Below are 3,264 nucleotides of genomic sequence, written 5' to 3'. Positions count from 1 at the left end.
GGCCCGTGGTGGCTGGTCGACGAGTGGGCGCAGGTCACGAATGTGCTGTGCCCGTGGGACTCGGAGCTGATGACGCCGTGGCTGAGCACCGTCTCCGGGGGGCCGCAGTGGCTCGGCGGTGACGTGTACGCCGGCCGGTCGCTGCTGGTGACCGACCCCGCGGTGACGTGCTACGCCGTGGACTCGACGGGCGCTTACGTGAAGGTGCCGGTCCTGCCGTCCGCGCCGCTGGTGGCGTCGGCGTGGGTGAACACCACAGGCATGAAGGTGGGTCTGGCGTTCTACACGGCGGCGGGTGGTTTCCTGTCCGTGATCGAGTCGGCGTCGACCGTGACGGGGTGGTCCCGGGTGGCTACCCTGGGCACGGCACCGGCGACCGCGGGCTACGCGATCCCGTACGTGAAGGGTGCTGCCGGCCGGCTCGCTCGCCCGTGCGTGACGTGGACGGACGCTCTGATGGAGCACTCGACCGGGCACGGCGGCATCGTCGTGGTCGACGGGTACGGTCTGGATGTCACGTCGGCGCACACGGCGTACCGGGGGCGGATGGCGCAGGCGGCGGTGTCCTTCGTGGAGGTCGGGCTGTGAGGCCCGGCGGCGCGGCCCCGGCTCACGCCACCCCGGCGGCGACGGTCACTGCCGCGGGGGTGGTGCGCCCGGTGAAGTCGGTGAAGGTGTCACGGTCCCTCGGTGGCGGTGGCGTGCCGGGTCGCAGGGACGTGGCTGCGGCGTCCGGGTCGGTGACGTGGGGCGCTACGCAGGTCGTGCGGCAGGGCGGGGACCCGCGCCCGTCGCCGTGGCGGCGGATGGGTGGGTGGCCACCCCAGCGGCGCTCGGCGGTCACGGTGAGCGTCGGCACCGTCGAGGCGGGCGTCTACTCGGCCCTGTCGGGTGTCGTGGACGACACGTCGACCAGCAACGGGGAGCCGGTCACGTCCGCGATCATCGACCCGGTGGACCGGCTGCACCGGGCGGTCACGATCGGCCCGATGTCCAACAGCATGCCGCCCTCCGCTGACGGCGGGCCGCTGCTCAATGTGGGCCTGTCGTCGGATCACATCGTGGACCGGGCGCTACGGGCGTGCGGGGTGTACACCACCCCCCAGCTGGGCCCGACGTACACGGGTGTGTCGGTGCCGGGGCAGGGGTCGCTGTGGCCGGCGTGGGGCACGTGCACGTCCGCTGGGGCGCGGTCGAACACCAGCCTGTCGGCGGACTTCGCCACGTCCAACTGGGGGTGGGGCATCACCGACGCTGACGCCTACTTCACCCCGGTCGGGCCGGGGTCGGTGACCGCGGCGACGGTCCTCGAGCTCGCGTGCATGGTCTCGTCCGGGCACGCGGCTGACGCGACGATCGGCACCACGCTGGTGGGCCGCGCTGAGCACTACCAGATGACGGTGGCCTACGACCGGTCGGTGCGGCTCGAGTTCTGGGACGGCACGGCCATGACGACCGTGGCGTCTTTGGGTGCGGCGACCGGGTGGGTCCGGGTCGCGGGGAGGTTCTCGGCGACGCAGGCGGTCCTGACGACGGACGACGGGCGGTCGGTCACCGCGTCGTACTCCACGGTCGCGGCGGTCACGACGGCGGCGCTGGAGTCGGTGCACATCGCCGCCAGCAACGGCGCGGTCATCGGCGGTGTCATCGTGTCCAACTTGCCGCAGGGCAACTATTTGGGGCAGGTGCTCGGCGGCAGGTTGTACGGCGGAACTTCCTTGAACAACAAGCTTGTTGCCTCCCCGGGGATCGTGGCCCGCAACGCGGTGGACCTGATCGCGGAGATAGCGGACGCGACGTGCCGGGCGTGGTGGTGGACTGAGGACGGGCAGTTCCAGTGGATGCCCGGCGACCTGCTGCTGGCGCGCACCCCCGCGACGACGTTCACGGCCCGCTCGTCGCTGGCGTCGGTGGGGTGGTCCGAGGCGGCCGGCGACTCCTACTCGGCGGTGACGGTCAAGTACGAGTCGCCTGCCATCGCAAGGGCGTCCGTTCGGACGGCGGAGGTGTGGCGCGGCGGGTCTCAGTCCACGCAAGGCACCACCGAGGAGTTCATCAGCAGCCCGGCGGACGAGGACTGGATCTACGTCGGCTCACCCACGCAGCTGCTGACGGGCACCATCTCGGCCTTCAACTTGGGGCCCGGGTCATGGTACGGGGCGACCACGGACGCTGGTGCGCTCGTGACCGACCCAGCCCTGACGGTGACGCTGACCGCGATCACCCCCGCGACGTGGAAGCTGACCACGGTAGCCAACGGCGCGTACGACCAGAAGGTGCCCGACCTCGCCGCGATCAAGAAGTGGAAGCAGGGCGAGGCGCTGCCGGTGCTACGGGCGCGGTACAAGGCGACGTGGGCCGCTCGGTCCCTGACGACCGGCACAGGCCCAGCGGACGCAGCCGAGTACGAGCACGACGGCGGCCGGTGGCTGCAGGGGTACGCGGACGAGGGCCCGCAGGCGGTCGGTGACTTCCTCGCCCAGTGGTTGTGCACCCCGCACGCGAAGCTGACCGGGATACGGCTCGTGCACGACGGGCGCGTGCAGGTCGGTGATGTGGTCGACATCGAGGACCCCACGGAGTTCGGGGTGCGGTGGACGGTGCTGCTGACCGCGGTGGAGCAGGAGACGTCGGCGGCCGACCAGTCGATGACGGTCGACTGCTTCGTCATCTCGGCTGTCCCGCTGGGACTCACCTACGGCGAGCTCGACGCCAACAACACCGGCAAGACGTACGGCCAGCTCGACGCCGCGAACACCGGCCGCACTTACGGCCAGTTCGACGCCGCCCCCATCAACGCCTGACCCCACCGCCCGCCCCACCCCGGACCCTGGGAAGGACTCCCTCTTGCCTGCCTACACCACGCCGTGGAACCTCCCGGCTGAGTCGTCCACTGACGTAGTCGATCTGTCGCACAACTTCGCTGACCTGGCGAACGCGGCGAACGCCGCGCTCAACGACCTGAAGTCGCAGGCGATGGGTTCACCGGTCCTGCCGGGCACGTCGTCGCTGGACACGGTCACCGGGGACGCGACGTACACGGTGCTGGACGCGAACGGCAACGCGGGGCGCCCCGCGGGTGAGCAGTCCGGCATCCTGCGCTCCCGGCAGCTGACGACGACGGCGAGCCTGCACCTGTGGCAGGGGTACGCCAACAGCAGCCTGTGGTCTCGGTACTACGGGTCGGGTGGGTGGTCGTCGTGGGTGCGGCTCGATGCGGGCGGGACGCAGGTGGCGCCGACGCTGGCGTCTGGGGTGTCGCTG

3 protein-coding genes are annotated in these 3,264 nt (G+C 71.3%); all 3 read left to right on the top strand.

Features of this window, described 5'->3' with window-relative positions; all coding sequences use genetic code 11:
* Positions 1 to 588: hypothetical protein (locus VFJ94_RS02550; protein ID WP_325002610.1), on the top strand; the 588-nt coding region annotated here is incomplete at its 5' end.
* Positions 589 to 659: 71 nt separating this feature from the next.
* The gene (locus VFJ94_RS02545; protein WP_325002609.1) at positions 660 to 2,804 is read left to right on the top strand and encodes a hypothetical protein; all 2,145 of its coding nucleotides are present in this window, start codon (positions 660 to 662) and stop codon (positions 2,802 to 2,804) included.
* Positions 2,805 to 2,847: 43 nt separating this feature from the next.
* On the top strand, positions 2,848 to 3,264 hold a 417-nt coding region (locus tag VFJ94_RS02540), incomplete at its 3' end, for a pyocin knob domain-containing protein (protein WP_325002608.1).

This window comes from Intrasporangium sp. (genome assembly GCF_035688975.1).
In the GTDB taxonomy this organism is placed as follows: Bacteria; Actinomycetota; Actinomycetes; order Actinomycetales; family Dermatophilaceae; genus CALMNV01.
The sequence above is the reverse complement of the archived record's forward strand: the minus strand, read 5'-3'. Positions and strand labels throughout refer to the sequence as shown.